Raw genomic sequence first — 19130 nt, 5'->3', positions numbered from 1 at the left:
CGCAGCCTGAACGCTTAGCGGCTGCGCGTGCGGCTGCGCTGCGGACGTTGGCCGCCGCGTGCACCACCACCGTTGCCGGCGGCGCCCTCGGCTCGATTGCCGTTCGGGTTGCGGTTGCCGCCCTTGCTGCCGCCGCGTTTGGGTCCCGCGCTGTCGCGCTTGGGGCCCGCGCCATACGACGCACGATTGCCGTCGACATCGCCACGGCCACCGCCAGCGCCAGCGCCAGCGCGATTACCATCGCGTCCGCCGCCCGCACGGTTGCCATCCCGGCCGCCGCCAGTTCGATTGCCGTAGCCCGACGGCGCGACCGGCAGGCTGCCGTAGCCGCTCAGACCCGGCAGGCCCGGTCCGCCGCGGCGACCACCGCCGCGACGCGGCTGATCCAGCTGCCCGTGCGTCGTCAGCACCGGCTCGCGGCCGATGAAGCCCATCGACGTCTGCATCGGATCGGGCTGACGGCGCTCGGCCTGGCCGGCACCGCCGCGCTTGCCCTTCTCCTCGGACGGCGCCTTCAGGCCGACGGTCGCCATCAGCTTGCGCACCTGCGCATCGTCGAGCTCTTCCCAGCGACCGCGCTTCAGACCGCGCGGCAGCGGAATCGGGCCGTGGCGCGTACGGATCAGACGGCTCACCATCAGGCCGACCGCCTCGAACATACGGCGCACTTCGCGGTTGCGGCCTTCGGCCAGCGCGACGTGATACCAGTGGTTCGTGCCCTCGCCGCCACCGTCGCGGATGCGCAGGAAGTTCGCCGGGCCGTCATCGAGCTCGACGCCATGCAGCAGCTTCTGCCGCATGCCTTCGGCCAGCTCGCCGACGACGCGCACCGCGTACTCGCGCTCGACGCTGTAGCGCGGATGCATGAAGCGGTTCGCGAGGTCACCCGAAGTCGTCAGCATCAGCAGACCTTCGGTATTGAAGTCGAGGCGGCCCACCGCGAGCCATTTCGCCGTCTTCATCGGCGGCAGGCGGTCGAACACCGACGGACGGCCTTCCGGATCTGCGTGGCTGACGATCTCGCCCGTCGGCTTGTGGTACAGCAGCACGCGCGGCGGCTTGTTCGGCAGCTTGCGCTTGACCGGCTTGCCGTTGATCCGCACCTGGTCGGTCGGCATGATGCGCTGGCCGATGTGTGCGGGCTCGCCGTTCACCGACACGCGGCCGGCGACGATCAGCTCTTCCATTTCGCGACGCGAGCCCATGCCCGCTTCCGCCAGCACCTTGTGCAGCTTCGGTGCATCGTCGTCCGGCGACAGCACACGCTTGTTCGCCGGCTGGCTGCGGCCGCGACGCAGCATCGGCGCACGCACGCCGCTACCGCCCGCGGAATTGTCCGCATCGAATGCCGGCGACGTCACGTAGGCGAACAGCTCGTCCTGGGACGCATCGCCTTCCGCCTTCACCGTGCCGCTTTCAACCTTCGCCGCAGCGCCGCGACGGCCCTGGCCACCCTGGCCGCCCGGGGCCTTGGCCGCACCTTCGCGCTTGGCGGCCGGCTTGCGAGCACCCTTGGCCGCACCTTCCTTGCGCGGCGCACGCGCCGGCTGCTGCGCTTCGGCGGCTTCGGCCGGCTGCGCGTCAGCGCTTTCTTCGCCCTGCGGCTCGCCTTCGGCGCCCTTCGACTTGGCCGCCGCGCGACGCCGCGCGATCAGGCTACGCGGGCCTCGCCGCAGACCGCGGCGGGGACGCTCGTCGCCACCCTCGGCCGAAGCGCCCTGCTCCGGCGCATCGTCGGCACGCGCTGCCTGCACGGCAGGCGCGGACGATTCAATATCGTGGATATCTGTCAAAACAACCTCAAAATGTCAGGTCTCGCGCCCGGCTCGGGCGCGGCAAGAAGTTGGCCGCGATCAGGCGCGACGCTGTTCGGGTTCTGCTTCGTCGTCCGGCAGCGCGTCGGCACCGATCGGTGCACTGGCGCTTCGTACGGCGTCGGCGAGACTGTCGGACGTATCGTCCAGCATCTCGCCGTCCGCGGGACGGGAACGGGAGGCGTCGGCCTGGCCGGCCTCGCCGGGCATGTCGCCGGCCGCTTCCGCTCCGTCTCCGGCAACCGTTTCGGCAGCCGGCTTGCGATCTTCCTCGCTCCAATCCGCGCGCAGCGGCTCGGGCTGCACACCGGCCGGCACTGCTTCGGCGCCAGCCTGTTCCAATTGTTCCGTTTGCCCGCGATCAGCATCGAGCGTATCGCGGCTCGGGATTTCCTGCGTCGACGCGACGTCCGCTGCAGGACCATCCGGCAATCCCGCCGATTGGCCGGCGGATGCCTCATCCGCGTGCGACGTATCGCCCGCCGCATCGTCGGCAACCGACATGCCCTCGTCGAAATCCATTGCCTGCTGAGCCAGCAGCGCAGCCTCGATGTTCGCGGCCGGCTCTTCGAGCGCAGGCAGATCATCGAGCGCCTTCAGGCCGAGGTCGTCGAGGAACTGCTTGGTCGTCGCATACAGCGCCGGGCGCCCCGGCACGTCGCGATGGCCGATCACTTCGATCCAGCCGCGATCCTCGAGTTGCTTGACCACCTGCGTATTGACCGTCACACCGCGAATTTCTTCGATGTCGCCGCGCGTGACGGGCTGCCGGTACGCGATGATCGCGAGCGTTTCGAGCACCGCGCGCGAATATTTCGGCGGCTTCTCGGGATGCAGGCGATCCAGATAGTGACGCATCGCCGGCTTGCTCTGGAAGCGCCATCCGGTTGCCAGCGCCACCAGTTCGACGCCGCGGCCGGACCAATCCTGTTTCAGATCTTCGAGCAACGTGCGGACCGTGTCAGCCGACACGCCGTCGGCAAAGAGCTTGCGCAAATCGCCGAGTTTCAGCGGTTCCTGCGCACAGATCAAAGCAGTCTCGAGGACGATCTTCGCCTCTTGGGTATTCATGCAGCTAGGTCAGACCCTGTGGTCAAACGAACCGGATCAACAAACAGACGAAAGGAACGGAAGACGCGCTCGCCCGATTCTGATCGGTCATATTGATGGGAGCACGAACCGGGGGCGGCGAACCAACTTCAGGCCAGGCCCAAACCGGACGGAACAGCACGGCTCAACGACGGAACCGCGTGACTGAGCGCCATATTACGCAAAATTGCCCGGTGCGTAAAGATGAGCCGAACGGGCTGCCGCCAGTGCGCCGTGTCCGCTCCGGCCCCGCTTCAGCGGGCGGCTCCGCCGCGCGCGAGGAACCGGCGCAGCCGTTCGACGCCCGCGTCGAGTCGCGCTGGATCGCATGCGTAGCACCAGCGCACGAACCCTTCCCCCTCCGGGCCGAATGCGCGCCCGGGCGCAAGGCCGAGCCCCGCATCGCGCACCAGTGTCTTGCAGAACGCCAGGCTGTCGGCCGCGCCCGGCAGGCGCAGGAACAGGTACATCGCGCCCGGTGGAGGCGGCACCTCGACGCCCGGCAGGGTACGCAGCGCAGCGACCAGGTGATCGCGCGCATCGCGCAGTGCCGCGACGAACGACCGCACGAACGGCTCGCCATCGCGTAGCGCGACTTCGCCCGCGGCCTGCACGAAGCCTGGCGCACATGACGTGTTGTACTCGACGAGCTTCGACAGGTCGCCCATCACCGCCGCCGGCGCAATGAGCCACCCCAGGCGCCAGCCCGTCATCGCCCACGCTTTGGAAAACGAATTCACGACGACGACCCGCTCGTCGCGCGACGCAATGTCGAGGAACGATGGCGCGCCGTCCGCGCCGAACGCGAGCCGCTCGTACACCTCATCGGCAACCAGCCAGATGCCGTGGCGGCGGCAATGGGCGAGCACGGCTTGCTGGTCGTCGCGCGACATCGTCCAGCCGGTCGGATTGTTCGGCGAGTTGATCAGCAGCATCCGCGTATCGGGTGTCAGCGCCGCAAGCAGCCGCCCGACATCGAGTTGCCAGCCCGCATCGCCATAGCCGAGCGGCACGCATTCGACCTGCGCGCCAAGGATCTTCGGAATCTCGACGAGATTCGGCCACAGCGGCGTGACCGCGACGACCCGCTCGCCCGGACCGACCAGCATCTGCGCAGCCAGCATCAGCGCGCTCACGCCCGAACTCGTCACGGCCACGGTATCGGACGCCGTCGCGCCGTGACGGGCACTGACGTAGGCCGCGATCGCGTCGCGCAGCGGCGCAGTACCGAGGTTGTGCGTGTAGAAGGTTGCGCCATCGCGCAGCGCCGCGGCTGCGGCGTCGCGGATGAAGTCCGGCGTCACGCGATCGGATTCGCCGAACCAGAACGGCAGCATGTCCGGCACGCCAAAGCCGGCGTTTGCCACCTCCCGGATCAACGACGGTCGCAACGCGTGCACCGCGTCGCGCGCCGCCGGCGCGCCGGCCACCGGAAGAAAGTCTGCGGAATGCGTCATCGAGCACCACCATCGAGGAACACGATCCGCGTAGTGTACCGGCCCTCAAGCCGGACCGGTGCACAGCGCTGCGCGTCAGTCGAGATCCTCCGCCCTTGCCGGCATCTGTCGCACGAGCTCCCAGATCGCCTGCGCAGCGGGCGACAACGATCGGTCGCGGCGGCGCACCAGCTCGACCGTGCGCTCGGTGCGCGGCGTGAGCGGCCGCGCGACGAGCGTCGAGCCGGCAGGCAGCGGCAGCGACAGCCACGGCTGTACGCTCACACCGACGCCGGCCTCGACGAGCCCGAACACGGTCGCCGAATGCCCGAGCTCCTGCATGACCGTCGCGTTGACGCGATGGGCAGCCAGCGCGGCATCGATCAGCGGCCGGCTTCCCGACGCATGATCGAGGAGCACGAGGCGCTCGCCGTCCAGCGCCGTCCAGGGCACCTCGGCACGCGCCGCGAGCGGATGGTCGGCGCGCGCGACCAGGCAGAACGAATCGGTCATCAGCGATTCGCAGACGAGATCGGCTACCGTGAGCGGCCCGATCACGACGCCGAAGTCGACCTCGCTCGACTTCACCTTGCGCAACACATCGCTCTGCACGTCGTCGCGCAAGCCGAGCGTCACGAACGGAAACTGGCGCTCGCACGACGCCACCACGCGCGGCATCAGCCGGCATGCGATCGTCGGGCTGGCCGCGACGATCACGCGCCCGCGGCGCTGCTCGCCGATCTCGCGAATCTCACGCAGCGTGTCGTCGAGATCGTCGAGCAGACGGGACACGCTCGCGATCAGGTTCGCACCGACATCGGTCAGTTGCACGTCGCGCGTCGTGCGGTCGATCAGCTTCAATCCGAGCTCGGCTTCGAGCTCGCGCACGCAGCGGCTGACCGCAGACTGCGTGAGCCCGATCTCGCCGCCCGCGCGACTGAAGCTCTTGAGCCGCGCGACCTCGATGAAAACGCGAAGCTGGCGCAGCGTGACGTTCATTTCCCGACCTCATCAATCGTCGATATCGATGCGTGATTTTAATGCGCGAATCCGGCTTCGATGTGCGAATCAGGCACCTGCCCCACATGTTTCGCTGCGGTGCAATACATCCGCGAACGCACGTGGCGCGGGCGAACTGCACAAGATTGGTGATTGTCCCGATTTGCTGGCGGGTTATTTTGGCGTCTTATACGCCCCTAGCTGACTTAGCCGTTAGCTCGCTGCCAAGCGGCTCACGAGGGAATTACCTCCGACATGGCACGCTTCGTGCATTACCTGGCGCACAGGGCGCAGGTTTCGTCGGACGGAAGAGCAGAAACGCCGCTGCCGGCCAACCGGACGCCCCCACCCGGCACTCGACGATCGAGTGCTTGAAGAGTGCGCGGCGCAGGGCAGCGCACCGGAGTTAGCTTCGCTGAGGTGAGGACATGATGCTGTTCGACGATTTGAGAGATAACGAGTGGGCGCTGGTCGAGGGTCTGTTTTGCTCGGAACCCGCACGGAGTGAGCGGCGCGGCCGCCCCCGCGTGGAAGCCCGCTCGGTGGTGAACGCCGTGCTGTGGGTGCTGTCGACGGGTGAAGGCTGGTCGAAGCTGCCGGGCCGCTATCCGTCGCCGCCGACTTGCCGCCGTCGCTTCGACGAATGGCAGGCGGACGGCACGCTCGCCGAAATCGTGAAGCGACTCGGCACGAGCGGCCGGCAGATCTCCCTGCGCGGGCGCATCGGCGCAAGCGCGGCGAAGCCGCCCGCACCGCCGAGCCGCGACCGGCTGCGCGGCGCCTTCTGGACCAATCCGGAATCCTGGCGCGCGCCCGTCAAGATGGCGTAACGAATGCTCGATCGGGCGGCTACGGCCGCCCGGTTTCTTTCTGCGACGCGACCCGTTCGCGACGCCTGCATTGCCGTCGATTACCGTTGTCGTGCCAAGATACATCTATTTACCAATATTTACAGCAAGCCTGCACTCCCACGCTTACCTTAGCGACATATCAACAGGCCGCGTCGACGGCTTGAAGGGAGCCCCGCCATGAAACCAATGTCACTGCTCGTTGCATGCGGCATTGTCATTTCCTTGGCGCTGTCCGCTCCAGCCCGGGCCGATGATCGCGCGAAGCCGCCCCATCATCAGCAGGATCACCGGAACACCGTCCGCCAGCCACCGTCCGCCAACTCGCCCAGCCGGCAGACCGTGCCGCGTGGCGATCTGCGCGGCGACATCGCCAGCAATGCGCGGGCGCGCGTTGGCTCGCAGCCGTCCGACGGACCGCGCCATCCGTAGTCCTGCCAATTTAAGGATTTCGCCAAAGAAAATGCCCGCAGTCGGGAACTGCGCCGCATGCGACGAGTCACAACGTTGCCATGAGCACAGCGTGGCAACAGCAAAAGTATCCGGTACGCCCGTATCCTCGCGATACGGGCTTTTTTTTGGCATCGCCAGCCGCCCGGCGATGCGCGCGACGGGATGATCGGCCGCTACAGGCGGCTTTCGAGAATCGCCACGGCACTTGCTTCGCTCAATGCGTAGTCGGCCATGCGGCGATCGGTCCAGGAAAGTAATTTCTCGTCGCGCTCGAGGCGCGAGAATTCGGCTCGACCGCTTTCGGTCAGCACGGCAATGTCGACCGGTGCGTGGAAGCCCGGCGCGGGAGCAACGGTTTTCTGCCTGACCGTGTCCATCAGCCCGAGTGAACGGAGATACTCGAACACACCCGGGCGGCGTGCCCACGGTACCTGGCGGTACTGCACTCGTCTCAATGCGTCGAGCACCGCTTCGTTGGAATACGTGGCCATCTCGATTCTTTCTTAAAGTGCAGCGACAATGCGAAGCGGCGCGCCGGACGGAATCTCCGCCAGCCGATACCGCCACCGATTCTGGAGGCCGACGTTCGGCGTCGCGTCAGGGCCGGATCGTCAGCCGTCCATAAAAAGACACCATACCCCAATCAAATTGATTCTGTTCGATTCATTTGTACTTCTCTTCATCTGTTTCATGCTCTGCCACAAGCGGCGTCGAATCATCTCGATCGTTGCCGTTGTGGTGTTCTGGCTGCTCGCGACAGGCTGGCTCGCCGCGCCGCTGATCGCCTGGACCGAGGCGGGTGTCGTACCCGTCGAGCACCCGGACATGCATGGGCGAACCACACTGATTCTCATCGGCGCCGGAACGCAGCGCACCGACACCGGGCTACGGCCACCACCTGACGGAGCCGCACGCATCCACAAGGTCGCGACGCTCTATCGCACTTGCCGGCAGCAGGCCGAGCGCTGCACCGTGGTGATGTCTGGTGGTGACCCGCAGCATCACGGCGAAACCGAGGCGGCCGTGTACGGGCGCCAACTCGTCGCCGAAGGCGTCGCTCCCACGGATCTCGTACTGGAACCGGATAGCCGCACAACCTACGAAAATGCGAAATTCACTGCGTCTATACTACGCTCACAGTATGACGACGCGCGCATTCTCGTCACCTCGTCGTATCAGATGCGCCGCGCATTGCTCGATTTCCGCCGTTTCGGGATCGATCCGCAGCCCGTTTACGCGAATCGCCGACGCGCGCAAACGGGCTGGCTACCGCGCTGGCGCAATGTGGCCAACGCCGAGCAGGCGCTGCACGAACTGATCGGCATCGCGCAATTCCACGTCTATCGATGGCTCGGATGGTTCTGACGACTCGCGCAAACCGGAACGAAAATGGCGGCGGCGCCCAGGATGGCAGGCGCGTGACGAACTGCACGAAGTGTTGCGCGACTTCAACGGGGCCTTGCGTCGTGCCGCGATCGGATGCACATTGATCCGTCACTTTTGTTACACTCGACACGCACTCGATTGCAGTCGCCAGACAAAACGGCAACACTCGGGTTCATCACCACTTAGCGGAGGTAAAGCAATGAAGAAGACGTCCCTGGCTATCCTGGTAGCGATGTCGGCGCTGACTGGCGCAGCGTATGCGCAAGAGAGCACGGAAATCAAGACGATCACCGATCCGGCCAAGATCTCCGAGATCGAGCAGCGCGCACAAGCACTGCAGCAGCAGCAAGCGGCCGAAGCCGCACAGCCGGCGATGCAGGAAGAGCATCATCACGGCAAGAAGGCTGCTCACCACAAGGCAGCAGCGAAGAAGGCCGGCAAGAAGGCTGCCAAGGCCGCAGACGCTGCCAGCCAGTAAGTTCGGCGGCACCGCACAAGCGAAAAGCCGAATCCGGGCAACCGGGTTCGGCTTTTTTGGTTGCGGTGCCCGTGCGCTGTGCTAAAGTCGCGCACCGAAATTTTCCACCCGTGCGCACCCCGGTGCGGAGGACAGCATGAGCAACATTCAACTCGACATCGAGTGGACCGAAGCCGCCACTCGCCAGATCAAGCAACTGATGCCCCGCGGCTCGGCCGACGCGTTTCTCGCGCTGCCGCCGATCGAGTGCCTGCCGATGGAGGGCGACGTGCTTTTCCTCGGCCCCCAAGGCAAGCAGCAACCGTTCATCGTCGCAGAGCGCCAGTATCATCACGACGGCGACGCCGACTGGACGATCATCCTGATCCTCGACGTACCCAACACGTCGCACTGACGCACCCCGCGACCGGACGCGTCCGGTCGCCCCACCCGGCTCAGACGAGCTTCGACAGCACGCGGATTTCGGAACGCTCGATCCAGTTCGCGGCCGCTTCGCGATAAGCGAGAATGTGCGCGGAGCGCGCATGAGCGGCAAGTGCCTCCTCGCTTTCCCAGCGCTCGACGAATACGAACCGCGCGGGCTCCTTCAGGTCCCGATGCAGGTCGTATTGCAATGCGCCTGCTTCATTGCGGGTCGGCTCGACGATCCCTTCGAGCTGGGCGCGCAACATCTCCTCGGCGCCCGGCTTCGCCACGATCAGCGCCACGACTGCAATTTCCGCCATTCCCGCCCCCTTCATCTGGAAAAGTCCGAGAATACGCGAATCGTGAATCGCGCATCGGTTACGCCAGCACGGCACCGCACGACGGCCCCAAAAAAATAGCCCGCGCTTCAGAGAAGCGCGGGCGAAACCGTCGCCCTACGAGGATAGGCGACGGGGCCATCGAGATCCGCACGCTGGCGCGGATCGTCATCTGTTGACGCCGATGCTTGTCGCATCGGCATTCGAGGACATCGATACCGTTGATCGGGCGCTCGCGGCGCACCCCCGGCATCTGACGCCACCCTCCCTGTTCCAACGATTCCAATATATAAAGCAGATTGCATGCCAGCCGCCATGCACCGAGTACCCCTTTGATTTATAAGGACAAATTTTTTGTTGGTGACAATGTGGCAGACGTTCTGCCGCCGTAACGCGCGGATGTTACGTAACGTCACGAGGAGGGACCGAACCTCCCGCACACGCGTGCGCAGACGAGCGGCCATGAAAAAAGCCCGCCATGTGGCGGGCTTTTCACGGGTGCGGAGAAACGTCGAAATCAGCGAAGCTGATTCACGAGCAGCCCCATGATCTGACGAGCCGCCGACGACGTGTCGACCGAACCCGAATCGTCGACGACCGCAACGCGGGTCTGGTCGGCCGTGAGCGCCTTCACGTTGACACGGTACTGCTTCGCCTGCTTTTCCTTCTTGCCGTGGAACAGCTGGCTCCAGAAGCCCTGCTCGGCCGAACTCAGATCCTTCGGATCGACGTAGCGCACGAAATACAGGCCCTTCGTGCGATCGCGATCGTCAACCGTGAAGTTCGCACGATCGAGCGCGAGACCGACGTGCAGCCACGACCGGTCGTACGGCTCGCCGAGCGTGACCTCCGACGGCACGGCGGCGTCGGCCGCATCGTTACCCTGCGCCGACGTGCGGGTGACGTTTTGCGCGGCAATCGCTGCAGCCGCCTTCGACGATGCGTCGGTGTCGGCCTTCTTGTCCTTCGCTACCGTGTTGTCCTTGATGTTCGCGATCGGCGGCTCGCCGTTCTTCGCGCGCTGCTCGTTCTGTGCGAGCACGGCCATCAACCGCTTCAGGTATTCGGTCTCGAGCGCCGGATCGTTCGGCTTCGGTTCCCACTTGCTCGAATCGTTGTTCGCGCCCGTGATCGCTTCGCGCATGCCCTTCTGGCTGATGAACACGTAAGTGCCGCCATTCGGTGCCGAATCGAGACGCGTGCGGTACTTGTTACGCTCGGCCGTCACGTACGAGTTGCCCATCGCCTTCGAGATCACGCTACGGATCAGGCCGTCGTTGATCTGCGGATGGGTTTCGTTCCAGTCGGTTTCCATCACGCCCTTGTCGCGCTGGTCGACGACGAGCAGGAAGCCCTGCTCCTGCCAGAAGCGGCGGACCTGCGGCCAGACATCGGCCGGCAGCTTGCCGTCGATCACGAGCCAGCTCTCGGTGCCGTCGCGCTGGATATGCATGCCGGCCACGGCCGGAGCGACCGTATCCAGCGCAGGCGCCGCCTGCTGGACCTGGTGAAGCGCAGACAGGGAAGTCGCGCCGCCCTGGGGCGGCAGCGAACGCTGATCGGCCGTCTCGTCAAGCATGTTGGGCGGCACTGCGAGCGACGCTTCCTTCGATTTCGAATCGCTCTTGTAGTCCACTTTCGTGGGCGACGACGTACCGCAACCGGCGACGAGCGCGCCGGTGGCGAGCACTGCAGCGAACCGCATGGTAAGACGAAGATCAGTCATGTTCGGGGAATCCTCTTCCGCTAAATCACGGCGCTTTCCGTGGATCAACCCTGCATTTTACCGGGGCCGCGCCGCGATGTGCAAAAAAGCGACCGGCAAGAAAAAACCCGCGTCAGCCTGAGCTGACGCGGGTTCTTGTCTGGTCGGGGCGAGAGGATTCGAACCTCATCAAACCCTCGTTGGGACAAGGCTCTCCGGGCGGTGCGTCGGTCGAGGCCGTCATGGCAATTGGCACGGAGTCGCACACCTTGGCATGGGACGCCCTCTCATCGATGGTCGTCTTGTCGCCCTCGAGCGTCATCGGCGGCCCGAAATCCCCCCATTCAAGCCCTCCGCAATCTCAAGCAGGCGTGGCGCACAAAGTACGTGGAGTCCGCGGTTCTCCTAGCGCGCATTGAGAACCTCTGTCGCGCCTCGGGTCGACGATGGACTCCTCTCGAAATCACCTTGTCACCGCGCCCGGTCGTATCGATTACTGCTCCGGATCCATTGGCGTCACCCGCTTTGGTTTGGCCCCACAAGCCGTCTTCATGCCATCCAGCGCCACGGCACCGTCATCTATCGCGCACCGGTTCGCCCCTTGGACAATCGGACAGGAGTCGCCGCATTTAGGGCACGAAACCATGTGACCTCACCGATCGCAGGCCATGCCATCCGGGTTCGCATGGTCAGCAGCTTCAAGCGCAATACCACCGTGATTTGTAGAGTCACCTTTACGAACAATGGCTTTCACAGCAGCAATATTTTCCGTCGCCAGATGCGAGATATGCGAACACAAACAATGTACTCAACATGGAAATTTTTGACGGCTTACCGGAATTCAGCGCAGCCAATGCCATTAATTTTCCAAAACTCGCTTACTTTATTGCGGACAATATGCATCAAGCCCCTTCGATACCGTCCATGCCCCCCATATAGCAATCAACCCCAGCAGCATCACGCGAGGCAACGATGTTTAGACTCATCCCGGCCCTGCATAATTTAACGGTTTTCTCGCCATATTTATCCTTCTCACCAGATTCGATCCAGCCCAACCCAGGCAAAGTCGCTCTGCAATAGCCCAAGACATCATTTACGCCAGCGCTCGACTGAAAATGACCACTCACAGCGTTGATCAAATTTTTCTCGAACGATTGCGGGGAAGAACTCCAATTATCTCCATCACGGATTTCTATCTTGCCAAACTCCATCTTGAGCGTCGAAATCGCGATCTCGTTTCTTGGCGCTCCGATCAAAAAATTTACAAAATTCTCTCACCCAACAAAAATAAACACCAAACAAATTACGACCGAGATAACATAAATGATTTTGTACTTGAGATTCATTTACATTGCCCAGACAAGCTACCGAACAGGTGATGCATGTATTCGACAGACTGAAATGCTACCCCAGGAGCCTCCGGGGAAAACTCAGTAAACGACCGTGAATATGACCGCTACCATAACGCTGCAAGCCACGGCACTCATACCCACAACATGCGTTTCCTTGCGACCTACCACCGAGCCCAGTCGGTGTTGCAACCGTCAGACGCGACCGTGATGCGACTGGATCTCGGCCGGATGACGCCCAATGGCGTCTACTCATGTTCGCTTCCGCCTCTAATTAACTGCACAAGAAACGGGCACGAAGCGACACGGCATCCCGGGAAACACAGATGTCAACATTAGAGGACACTCCGCGCAGTTCCCTGTACACGAGGAACCCAAGATGCCCTCGGTGGCCCCTGCGGCCGCTCAAACGTGCTATCACCTGTCGCGGCAAGAAATGCGTCGTGCGCGAATCATTTGATCGCGCACGTGTCTGGCTGCGGCAGGTAGGAGATTACGTCAGGATCGGCCGTTGCACCGTTTCATATACCGAGAACCAGCGACGCACCAGCCATATGGTCACGATACCCACGATCACGCCGGCACCGATATCTGCCAGGTAATGGCCACCTACCGAGAACGTCGATACCAACATTACAAAATTAAGCACGAGCGTGACGGGAAAAATGAAGCGCAGGTTACGCGTGACAAAGATCAACATCAGCGCGACGACCGCGTGAAATGACGGCAGCGAAACGATTCCCTGCATCGCCATAGGATTCATTACCATGGGCGCACCACTTCTAGCACTGAAGTAATCCGAAAGATGAGATGCCGGCCCCGAATCGTTAATACCGAAATGCGGGAACGCACTCGCCGCCGGATACCATGTCGAAATCGCAACCACGAATAGCAGCGAAATCACGAATATCAACATCATCTCGCAAAGCTCTTGCCTACGACGCAATATTCCGAACAAGAAGCACAATAAAACCATCTGATATGCCATGCTTCGATATGCAAACTCAAGCACCTGCTGAAGAATATTGGAACGGACGATCCATTGATAGGTTTTCAACCAATCGAATCCAAATGATTGCTCCCACGCCAGAAGCGCATCCTGAACCTCGGGACGGCCGACGGCCGCTCCGATATACGTCGCAACCGCTACAGACTGCCCATACATCGCGATAATCCGAAAGCAAAGGATCGAAAGCGCGACATCCTGGCAGCGAAGTTTCTCGGCAACTATCCGGTATCGCGGGATACGTCCGATACCGACCAGAACACCGCAAATTAGCAGCGTCATGAGGCATGTCTCGACCGATTGCAGATACCACTCAGGAATGATGGACAGCCCAAACCGGCCCATGGTCGCGAAATCGACAGCAAACATTACTACGGTCAGAATCCACGCAATCGAAAACGCCCCCAATACTCTCATTTTCATATTTTCCCCGGCCATAATTGTTATTGACGGTGGGTCCGCCCTGTTGGCACATATTCAATCACGTCCTGCAAAAAATTTCACTGGGCGTTTGTCATGGGCTCCATCGAATCAGTCATCGCGCGACCGGCACCCGGAGCGGAAGCGGTTACGGTATATCCATCGTTGTAGATGGCGTTGCCGCGCCACGACCGCCATGCGTCGATCGAAGGAACCCGCGTAGTCGGTTGGCACTCGCACAATCGTTGCCCCATTCAGACTGTCGAACGCGACGTGCGTCGCCTCGTTCGTGATCAGAGGCAAGAAAGGCAATCCGAAGACGGACCAGGTTTAGTGCGACGCATGGGATGGCGCCATCGAGCGCGTCGAAAAGTTTGACGCGTCGATCAAAGATATCCGCGCGAAGGCGCTGACGGACGCGAAGCCGACCAGCTACGCGATTGAGGAACTGCGCATCGCCGGCGCTCACACCGACACCGCGACGACCAAGCCCTACATCAAGTCGCCCGAGGTGCCGCGATTGAATGCCGTCCCGCCCCTGCCGACGCCGAAATCGGCATAGGATGCAGCCCGATATTAGAGATTCTCCAATATGGTCTCTAATTTGCCCAAAAAATGAGCACCAAATAAAAAAACCCGCACAGCATTACGCTGTGCGGGTTCTTGTCTGGTCGGGGCGAGAGGATTTGAACCTCCGACCACCTGCACCCCATGCAGGTACGCTACCAGGCTGCGCTACGCCCCGAAAGAAAGAAAGTATAACAGACGGTTTCCCGATTTAGAACGGGTCGCATGCATTTTGTGAATGTTCTTGTGAATTTTTTTGCGCGACAGCGCCGATGCAAGCAACGACGCGCATGGCCTGGCGACTTGCGCACGGCCCGCACAGCCCCGCATCCCATCACTGCTTGCGCGCGACACAGATGACCGTCAGGCCGGCGACGCGGTTGAAGCGGAACATCGGCAACTCGATCCGGCAGATCGTCTTGAGCAGGCCGTTGACGACCGGATGGTGACGGCGCAATTGCGATACCGGCTCGCGCGGATGCCGACGCGCCCGCTCGCCGAGCCGCAACGCAGCCGCAAGTGGAAACGTGAGACCGAAATAGTAGGCGCCGTGCTCGACGTCGAGCCCCGCGCGACGCACCACGTCCTCGAGACTGCCGAGCGTATATCGGCGCTTGTGCTCGAGAAAATCGTCATGGCCGCTCCAGAGGAACTGGAACGCGGGAACCGTAATCAGAAACCGGCTGCCCGACGGCGCGCCCTTTACGTATTGCATCAGCAGGCTGACATCGTCGTCGACATGCTCGAGCACGTCCATCAGCAACACGAGATCGGCGTCGAATCGATCAACGGATCGCCGGAAGTGAATGGGCTTGCCAGCCGCCTCGCCGTCGGTATCGTCGGCGTAACTCGTATCGACACACCACGCCTCCGACGCCTGCGTACGCTCGAGCAAGTGCTTCGAGAAGAAGCCGGAGCCTGCACCGACATCGAGTATCCGGTTCGCGCCCGGCGCCCCCAGGAATCGACGGATCGCACTCGCCTTCGACGCGTAGTACCAGTGATCGCCCACGCCCGCACCCAATACGTCGACTTCCTTGAGATCCATGACGTTTCCCCGTGATGGCTACTGTGCTTTGGTCGTCCAGCCACTGATGCCGATCTTACCTTGCCGGCGCCACCGCTCCTATCCGTCCCGGCGCGCAGCCAACTCCGGCAACCCGCACTCCGCCCGAATCGAAAATGACGATAGCCGGTTCGCCGCAAATCGCTAACCCGCTCATCGCATCGTACGGCTCGATGACGTCATATATCGCGAACGGCCGGCAACTCGACCAGGCGACGCTGAACGCGATGCGGCAGCACATGCTGACCTGATTGGCCCGCGGGCCACTGCGTCGGGGCCGGATCGCATCCGTGCTTCGACCGCACCGCCCCCCCAACCTCGTATCCGGCGAAACCCGCACTGGTCAAGGCTGGAGCGGATTTGTCCGGGCGCGGAAACATCCGCCGACGACCGGCCGCGCAAACCAAACGACCGTTTGATCTGGCCGCCCCACCACCCCGAATCCGTTGCCCCGCAGCCCGCCGGCCTGCCCTGCCCGGGCGGCCGTTGTTTGGTAACGCCGCTCTAGCACGCTATGCCACACTGCACGGCATCGACGCTCGCGCCGTGCAATGGCGCGCGCTGCCGTCGATCACGACAAGACATGGAGACAGACGATGCGGAATGCGGTCCGGCGCGGCCATCGCTCGCCTTTGGCAATTTTCGACTGGATTTCCGGCCCGCATCGCGCGGCCCGCCCCATCTCGCCCAAGCCATCCCGCGTGTTCGGCTGCGGTGTGCTGGCGCTCGCGCTGCTGTGTGCCGGTTGCGCGGAATCGTCCGCGCAGCGCGACGGCAACACATCGGTCGCGTCGACCAAAATCGAACGCGCGAAAGCCGAACGCCTCGCCCGCGAGCAGCAGGTCGCTCGCACCGTACCGTCGCTCGCATCGATCAACCTCACGCAGCCGCGCCCGTTCACGCTACGCGACTCGGGCCAGAATGGCGCGATGACGTTCCTGCGCGATGTCGACTTCCGCATCGTCAACAACCTCGGCTTCTTCATCCATCAGTTGTCAGCCACACTCGTGCCGACGCAGGCCGGTGCGCCGATCGTGTTCGACGATCCGACGAGTTTCGAGATCGACGTGCATGAAGGCACGGTCACGCTCGACAACGCGAAGCTGACCGCCCTCTTCAACACCTACATCTTCGGCTATCGCAACGCGCCGCTGCGCAAGCTCGCCGTGTCGGCCGGCGACGGCGTGATTCACCTGCAAGGCGAGATGCAGCGAGACGGCTGGGTGCCGTTCTCGCTGACCGGCACGCTCGCGATCCGCGACGGCAGCCAGCTCGTGTTCCATCCGACGGGCGTGCGCGTCTCGGGCATCAACGCGCAGCCGGTGATGCGCGCGGCCAACGTGAAGATGGCCGACCTGCTGAAAGTCCAGACGCCGATCGCGCAGCTCGCCGGCGACGATCTCGTGATGTCGGTCGACAAGCTGATGCCGCCGCCGCGCCTGAAGCTCACGATCACCGCGCTGCGCGTGACGCCGGCCGGCCTCGACCTGAAGCTCGACGACGGCACGCATGCCGGCTTCGCGATGCCCGCGAACGCACCGCAGCAAGCGATGTACATTCGCGGCGGCGACGTGAAGTTCATGCGCTCGATGCCGATGAACGCGGACATCCTGATCGGCCCGGTCGATCCGGCGAAGCGCGACCAGACTTTCGTGTTCGACCTGTATCACTATCGCGACCAGGTCTCGGCCGGCTACTTCAATTTCGACGAAAACGGTGCGATGGCAATCCGGATGCATTCGTACGCGGGCCCGGCCAGCGGCGCGCTGCTCGGCAACGCGGCCGCGCGCCTGAACGACAGCTTCCTCGCCACGCAGCAGAACGCGCTGCGCGACATACGCCAGCACTGGGAAGCCTACGCCCTCGCAGCGAATACCGCTCACCCCGGCATGCAGAAGGTCGCGATGCGGCGCACGTCGACCGCGCCGTTCAACGAACGGCACGTGTCGAACCGCAACCCGACGATCCATCTGCGCAACGTCGACTTCAACCTGTCCGGCGATATCGGCTTTCACGTCGAGGATCTGGACGTGGAACTCGTATCGAAGCGGCCCGGCGAACCCGTCGATCTCGACGATCCGAACCAGTACGACATCCGGATTCTCGGCGGCACGGTCGTCGAGTCGTGGAAGGCGATGTCCGCGCTCTTCAACAACTATCTGCTCGACTACGCGCCGCGTTCGCTGAACGACCTGCAACTGAGCGCGGACGGCACCAACCTGCGCGTCCAGGGCGGCATCAAGCTGTGGAACCATGTGCCGGGCGTCTGGCTGCCGACCGACATGAAGGGCTCGCTGTCCGTGCTCGACGACCGGCACCTCGCGTTCAACCCGTCCCAGGTGTCGGTGCTCGGCATCCCGCAGGCGAAGCTGCTGCGTTCGCTCGGCATCGAGCTCGCTTCGCTGACGCCATTGCAGCGGCGCGGCGCGGAACTGCGCGGCGACACGCTCGTGCTCGACCAATACACCGTGTTCCCGCCACCCATGCTGAACGGCAAGCTCGGACAGGCAACGGTCGAGCGGGACGGACTGCGCCTCACGTTCAGGCGCCTGGCGGGCGCGCCCGCACCGCAACGGCCGCAGATCGATGCGCCGAGCTACATGTGGATGGAAGGCGGCGACATGAAGATGTTCAACGTGCTCGAACTGAACGTGCGCGCGCTGATCCGGAATTCGGCCGAGGCCGGCCCGATGCGTTTCGACCTGTACGGCTACCGCAGCCAGGTCGCGCAAGGCTCGGTGCGGATGCTGCCGGACGGCACGCTGGTCGTCGACATGGGGCAAAAGAATCCGCTCGCGTCGCGTTGATGCACATGGGCGACGCCCATGAAAAAGCCCGGTTGGCACATCGCCAACCGGGCTTTTTGTTTCATCTCGTTCGCGCTTCGCGCTCAGTCGTGCTTCAGTCCGTCGATCACATCGAGCAGCGCCTGCCGCAACGCAGTGACGTCGACGGTTACGCCCGGCTTGGCCGACACGCGCGCATCGGCGGCCTGCACGTCGGGTTCGACAGGTGCCGCCGCACCTCGCTCGCCGCCCGGCGAATCGAGCCGGTTGCGCGCGCCGTTGATCGTGAATCCCTGCTCGTACAGCAACTCGCGAATCCGCCGGATCAGCAGCACTTCGTGGTGCTGGTAATACCGACGATTGCCGCGCCGCTTCACCGGCCGCAGTTGAGTAAATTCCTGTTCCCAATAACGCAGCACATGCGGCTTGACCCCGCACAGTTCGCTGACTTCACCGATCGTGAAGTAGCGCTTCGCGGGAATCGGAGGCAAGACGACTTTCTCAACCGTAGTGGTCATCGTCGGTTAACCGTCGGTAAAGGGTGCGCGGCGGCCGCGCGGGGACGTCAGCGCGCGGGGCTTACTCCGCGCCGTTTTCGACCAGCGCCTTCAGCTTCTGGCTCGCGTGGAAGGTTACCACCCGGCGGGCCGCGATCGGAATCGCCTCGCCCGTCTTCGGATTGCGGCCCGGACGCTGCGGCTTGTCGCGCAACTGGAAATTGCCGAACCCCGACAGCTTGACGCTTTCGCCGTTTTCGAGCGCGTCGCGGATCACTTCGAAAAACGCCTCGACCATGTCCTTCGCTTCACGCTTGTTCAGCCCGACGCTATCGAACAGCAGCTCCGCCAGTTCCGCCTTCGTCAGCGTGGGCGTCTCGGTGGACGCCGGCGCCGAAGCGTCGCGGTTCATGGCGCTGCGTTGCGCCGTCAGGAGGGCTTCGAATTCACTCGAGGTCATGTCGTTCATATCTGCCATACAGCGCGTT

Annotated in this window: 19 protein-coding genes, 1 tRNA gene and 1 pseudogene; 7 read left to right on the top strand and 14 right to left on the bottom strand. The window is 63.3% G+C overall.

Annotated elements, in window-relative coordinates; translation table 11 throughout:
• Window positions 1–14: 14 nt before the first annotated feature.
• The 4 genes from rluB to ACN8ZM_RS07850 all read right to left on the bottom strand — a co-directional run bounded on the left by rluB (window position 15) and on the right by ACN8ZM_RS07850 (window position 5338).
• Window positions 15–1793, bottom strand: a complete 1779-nt coding sequence (gene rluB / locus ACN8ZM_RS07865) for a 23S rRNA pseudouridine(2605) synthase RluB (RefSeq protein ID WP_420210919.1) — start codon at window positions 1791–1793, stop codon at window positions 15–17.
• A 60-nt stretch (window positions 1794–1853) separates the two neighbouring features.
• A complete protein-coding gene (gene scpB, locus ACN8ZM_RS07860; RefSeq protein WP_420210918.1) occupies window positions 1854–2885 on the bottom strand; it encodes an SMC-Scp complex subunit ScpB in 1032 nt (343 codons plus the stop codon).
• Window positions 2886–3157: 272 nt separating this feature from the next.
• Window positions 3158–4360, bottom strand: coding sequence for a pyridoxal phosphate-dependent aminotransferase (locus ACN8ZM_RS07855; RefSeq protein ID WP_420210917.1), 1203 nt, complete (start codon window positions 4358–4360; stop codon window positions 3158–3160).
• A gap of 75 nt (window positions 4361–4435) precedes the next feature.
• Entirely contained in the window at window positions 4436–5338 is a 903-nt protein-coding gene (locus tag ACN8ZM_RS07850; protein WP_089450360.1) for a LysR family transcriptional regulator, read from the bottom strand.
• 431 nt (window positions 5339–5769) lie between these two features.
• Between ACN8ZM_RS07850 and ACN8ZM_RS07845 the strand changes: the two are divergent.
• Together ACN8ZM_RS07845 and ACN8ZM_RS07840 are read left to right on the top strand one after the other, a co-directional pair.
• Window positions 5770–6165: pseudogene (locus ACN8ZM_RS07845) on the top strand (transposase); the annotation flags it as partial.
• Between the two features lie 201 nt (window positions 6166–6366).
• Complete coding sequence (locus ACN8ZM_RS07840; RefSeq protein WP_080741559.1) at window positions 6367–6618, top strand: hypothetical protein; 252 nt, start codon at window positions 6367–6369, stop codon at window positions 6616–6618.
• Window positions 6619–6812: 194 nt separating this feature from the next.
• Here ACN8ZM_RS07840 and ACN8ZM_RS07835 read toward each other — a convergent pair whose 3' ends face one another.
• A complete protein-coding gene (locus ACN8ZM_RS07835) occupies window positions 6813–7130 on the bottom strand; it encodes a hypothetical protein (protein ID WP_011351791.1) in 318 nt (105 codons plus the stop codon).
• Between the two features lie 157 nt (window positions 7131–7287).
• Here ACN8ZM_RS07835 and ACN8ZM_RS07830 point away from each other — a divergent pair, with 157 nt between their 5' ends.
• The 3 genes from ACN8ZM_RS07830 (at window position 7288) to ACN8ZM_RS07820 (ending at window position 8897) form a co-directional block, all read left to right on the top strand.
• Window positions 7288–8004: a YdcF family protein gene (locus tag ACN8ZM_RS07830; RefSeq protein WP_420210916.1), complete on the top strand. Its 717-nt coding sequence runs from the start codon at window positions 7288–7290 to the stop codon at window positions 8002–8004.
• A 220-nt stretch (window positions 8005–8224) separates the two neighbouring features.
• Window positions 8225–8503: a hypothetical protein gene (locus ACN8ZM_RS07825; RefSeq protein WP_011351789.1), complete on the top strand. Its 279-nt coding sequence runs from the start codon at window positions 8225–8227 to the stop codon at window positions 8501–8503.
• 136 nt (window positions 8504–8639) lie between these two features.
• On the top strand, window positions 8640–8897 hold the full coding sequence (locus ACN8ZM_RS07820) for a hypothetical protein (RefSeq protein WP_021162409.1): 258 nt from the start codon (window positions 8640–8642) through the stop codon (window positions 8895–8897).
• A gap of 40 nt (window positions 8898–8937) precedes the next feature.
• Here ACN8ZM_RS07820 and ACN8ZM_RS07815 read toward each other — a convergent pair whose 3' ends face one another.
• The 7 genes from ACN8ZM_RS07815 to ACN8ZM_RS07785 form a co-directional block, all read right to left on the bottom strand.
• Complete coding sequence (locus tag ACN8ZM_RS07815) at window positions 8938–9228, bottom strand: putative quinol monooxygenase (RefSeq protein ID WP_043182565.1); 291 nt, start codon at window positions 9226–9228, stop codon at window positions 8938–8940.
• A gap of 535 nt (window positions 9229–9763) precedes the next feature.
• Window positions 9764–10972, bottom strand: coding sequence for an outer membrane protein assembly factor BamC (gene bamC / locus ACN8ZM_RS07810; protein ID WP_043182564.1), 1209 nt, complete (start codon window positions 10970–10972; stop codon window positions 9764–9766).
• Window positions 10973–11444: 472 nt separating this feature from the next.
• A complete protein-coding gene (locus ACN8ZM_RS07805) occupies window positions 11445–11597 on the bottom strand; it encodes a PAAR domain-containing protein (RefSeq protein WP_420210915.1) in 153 nt (50 codons plus the stop codon).
• A 256-nt stretch (window positions 11598–11853) separates the two neighbouring features.
• Window positions 11854–12162 carry a hypothetical protein gene (locus ACN8ZM_RS07800; RefSeq protein WP_420210914.1) on the bottom strand — a complete coding sequence of 103 codons (309 nt, stop codon included), beginning with the start codon at window positions 12160–12162 and terminating at the stop codon, window positions 11854–11856.
• A gap of 631 nt (window positions 12163–12793) precedes the next feature.
• Window positions 12794–13729, bottom strand: coding sequence for a phosphatase PAP2 family protein (locus tag ACN8ZM_RS07795; RefSeq protein WP_420210913.1), 936 nt, complete (start codon window positions 13727–13729; stop codon window positions 12794–12796).
• 665 nt (window positions 13730–14394) lie between these two features.
• Window positions 14395–14471: transfer RNA gene (locus ACN8ZM_RS07790), tRNA-Pro, on the bottom strand.
• Window positions 14472–14627: 156 nt separating this feature from the next.
• On the bottom strand, window positions 14628–15341 hold the full coding sequence (locus ACN8ZM_RS07785; protein ID WP_420210912.1) for a class I SAM-dependent methyltransferase: 714 nt from the start codon (window positions 15339–15341) through the stop codon (window positions 14628–14630).
• Window positions 15342–15475: 134 nt separating this feature from the next.
• Between ACN8ZM_RS07785 and ACN8ZM_RS07780 the strand changes: the two genes are divergently transcribed.
• Window positions 15476–15610, top strand: a complete 135-nt coding sequence (locus ACN8ZM_RS07780) for a hypothetical protein (protein ID WP_420210911.1) — start codon at window positions 15476–15478, stop codon at window positions 15608–15610.
• Window positions 15611–15955: 345 nt separating this feature from the next.
• Window positions 15956–18166 carry a hypothetical protein gene (locus tag ACN8ZM_RS07775; protein ID WP_420210910.1) on the top strand — a complete coding sequence of 737 codons (2211 nt, stop codon included), beginning with the start codon at window positions 15956–15958 and terminating at the stop codon, window positions 18164–18166.
• 83 nt (window positions 18167–18249) lie between these two features.
• Here ACN8ZM_RS07775 and ACN8ZM_RS07770 read toward each other — a convergent pair whose 3' ends face one another.
• Entirely contained in the window at window positions 18250–18663 is a 414-nt protein-coding gene (locus ACN8ZM_RS07770) for a MerR family transcriptional regulator (protein ID WP_089450353.1), read from the bottom strand.
• 61 nt (window positions 18664–18724) lie between these two features.
• A complete protein-coding gene (locus ACN8ZM_RS07765) occupies window positions 18725–19111 on the bottom strand; it encodes an integration host factor subunit alpha (RefSeq protein WP_006486093.1) in 387 nt (128 codons plus the stop codon).
• Between the last annotated feature and the right edge of the window lie 19 nt (window positions 19112–19130).

It is taken from the genome of Burkholderia aenigmatica, from assembly GCF_048627025.1.
GTDB lineage: Bacteria > Pseudomonadota > Gammaproteobacteria > Burkholderiales > Burkholderiaceae > Burkholderia > Burkholderia aenigmatica.
Note: the sequence above shows the minus strand (reverse complement) of the source record. Positions and strands in the feature narration are given on the sequence as shown.

Coding starts and splice junctions, on each gene's coding strand:
- ACN8ZM_RS07765 (WP_006486093.1), bottom strand. CDS start 19,111: ATGAACGACATGACCTCGAGTGAATTCGAAGCCCTCCTGACGGCGCAA.
- ACN8ZM_RS07825 (WP_011351789.1), top strand. CDS start 8,225: ATGAAGAAGACGTCCCTGGCTATCCTGGTAGCGATGTCGGCGCTGACT.
- ACN8ZM_RS07780 (WP_420210911.1), top strand. CDS start 15,476: ATGACGATAGCCGGTTCGCCGCAAATCGCTAACCCGCTCATCGCATCG.
- ACN8ZM_RS07835 (WP_011351791.1), bottom strand. CDS start 7,130: ATGGCCACGTATTCCAACGAAGCGGTGCTCGACGCATTGAGACGAGTG.
- bamC (WP_043182564.1), bottom strand. CDS start 10,972: ATGACTGATCTTCGTCTTACCATGCGGTTCGCTGCAGTGCTCGCCACC.
- ACN8ZM_RS07805 (WP_420210915.1), bottom strand. CDS start 11,597: ATGGTTTCGTGCCCTAAATGCGGCGACTCCTGTCCGATTGTCCAAGGG.
- ACN8ZM_RS07820 (WP_021162409.1), top strand. CDS start 8,640: ATGAGCAACATTCAACTCGACATCGAGTGGACCGAAGCCGCCACTCGC.
- ACN8ZM_RS07770 (WP_089450353.1), bottom strand. CDS start 18,663: ATGACCACTACGGTTGAGAAAGTCGTCTTGCCTCCGATTCCCGCGAAG.
- scpB (WP_420210918.1), bottom strand. CDS start 2,885: ATGAATACCCAAGAGGCGAAGATCGTCCTCGAGACTGCTTTGATCTGT.
- ACN8ZM_RS07855 (WP_420210917.1), bottom strand. CDS start 4,360: ATGACGCATTCCGCAGACTTTCTTCCGGTGGCCGGCGCGCCGGCGGCG.
- ACN8ZM_RS07795 (WP_420210913.1), bottom strand. CDS start 13,729: ATGAAAATGAGAGTATTGGGGGCGTTTTCGATTGCGTGGATTCTGACC.
- ACN8ZM_RS07840 (WP_080741559.1), top strand. CDS start 6,367: ATGAAACCAATGTCACTGCTCGTTGCATGCGGCATTGTCATTTCCTTG.
- ACN8ZM_RS07785 (WP_420210912.1), bottom strand. CDS start 15,341: ATGGATCTCAAGGAAGTCGACGTATTGGGTGCGGGCGTGGGCGATCAC.
- ACN8ZM_RS07815 (WP_043182565.1), bottom strand. CDS start 9,228: ATGGCGGAAATTGCAGTCGTGGCGCTGATCGTGGCGAAGCCGGGCGCC.
- ACN8ZM_RS07775 (WP_420210910.1), top strand. CDS start 15,956: ATGCGGAATGCGGTCCGGCGCGGCCATCGCTCGCCTTTGGCAATTTTC.
- ACN8ZM_RS07800 (WP_420210914.1), bottom strand. CDS start 12,162: ATGGAGTTTGGCAAGATAGAAATCCGTGATGGAGATAATTGGAGTTCT.
- ACN8ZM_RS07850 (WP_089450360.1), bottom strand. CDS start 5,338: ATGAACGTCACGCTGCGCCAGCTTCGCGTTTTCATCGAGGTCGCGCGG.